This is a genomic window from Mesorhizobium sp. M1E.F.Ca.ET.063.01.1.1 (genome assembly GCF_003998155.1).
Taxonomy (GTDB): domain Bacteria; phylum Pseudomonadota; class Alphaproteobacteria; order Rhizobiales; family Rhizobiaceae; genus Mesorhizobium.
The window spans coordinates 1-1,273 of the sequence record NZ_RZSC01001154.1; the positions used below are offsets into that span (position 1 = coordinate 1).

Sequence of the window (1,273 nt, forward strand, 5' to 3'; positions counted from 1 at the left end):
ATCAAGGCCGACAGCGTGACTTCCGGCGCTACCGTGGTCAGCGGCATCGGCATCGATTTGAAGCGCGATGGCGACTGGACCAATTTTTCCGGCGGCGCGACGGCGTCGGGCATTCCGGCCACCGCGACCGGACGCGTGAAGATTGCCGGCGGCAAGACCAGCGTCGAGATCGCGTCAGGCGAAGCGACCGTGCGTGGCATCAAGGCGGCGATCGCGGAGCCTTCGAGCCTTTCGATCGCCGGCGGCATCACTACCGTCGAGAAACTCGCGCTCGATCTCGGCGGTGGTTCGGTGGCTCTTTCGGGCAACGCTGGCCAAACCCTCGACCTGACGGCCAATTTCGCCAAGCTGCCGGCGGCGCTCGCCAATGATTTCGTGCCTGGCCTCGATGCAGCTGGAACGCTGGAAGGCACGGCGCATGTCACGGGTCCATCGTCCAACCCCGATGTGCGGTTCAACGCCAAACTCGCCGGCGCGGAAACCAGCCAGACACGCCAGGCGGGCCTTGGCCCGCTCAATCTCGATGTCGCCGGCAGCGCTTCGACGGCGGGCGGCCTCGTCATCGATCAGGCGACGCTTTCCGGCGACAAGATCTCGGGCAAGGCCGCCGGCACCATCAATCCGAACGGCGCCAGCGATTTCTCGCTCGATCTCGCCTCGAACGGGCCGAGCCTGCCGCTCAAATTCGGCACCGCCGAAAGCCCGGTCGAGCTGGAAATGCAGACTTTGTCGATGAAGGCCGCCGGGCAGGGCGCGACGCCGCGGCTCGACATCTCGGCCACGCTGCCCTCCGCCACGGCCAACCACATCAAGGTGGAAGGCCTGGCGCTCGCGCTGCATTCGGACGGCTTCGACGTCAAGAGCCGGACCGGACCGGTCTCCGGCACGGTCGCGGCCGACAAGATCGATCTCGACAATCCCACGGTTGCGCCGCTCGTCGCCGGCAAGGTCACGGCCAAGGTCGCCGGCAGCCTTGCCCCTGACGCCCTCACCATCAACAGCGGCTCGGCGACCAGCGGCGCGGTGGATGGCGCCTTCAACGGCCGGGTGTCGTTTGCCGACGGTTCCGTCGACTTCACCGTCAAGGCCGATGTGCTTTCGGCGGCGTTGCCGGCGGCAGCGCGCGGCGTGCTTGCCGAGCGCACGCAATTCAGCGCCACGACGCAGCGTGACGCCAAGGGCAATGTCAGCGTCGGGCCGGTGAAGGTCGCATCGGGCGCGTTCACCGCCGACGGGCAGGCAAGCATCGCCGACAACACGCTTAACGCTGCCA

1 pseudogene is annotated in these 1,273 nt (G+C 67.4%); it reads left to right on the plus strand.

Features of this window, described 5'->3' with window-relative positions:
* Nucleotides 1-1,273, plus strand: a pseudogene (locus tag EOA29_RS36835) (translocation/assembly module TamB); the annotation flags it as partial.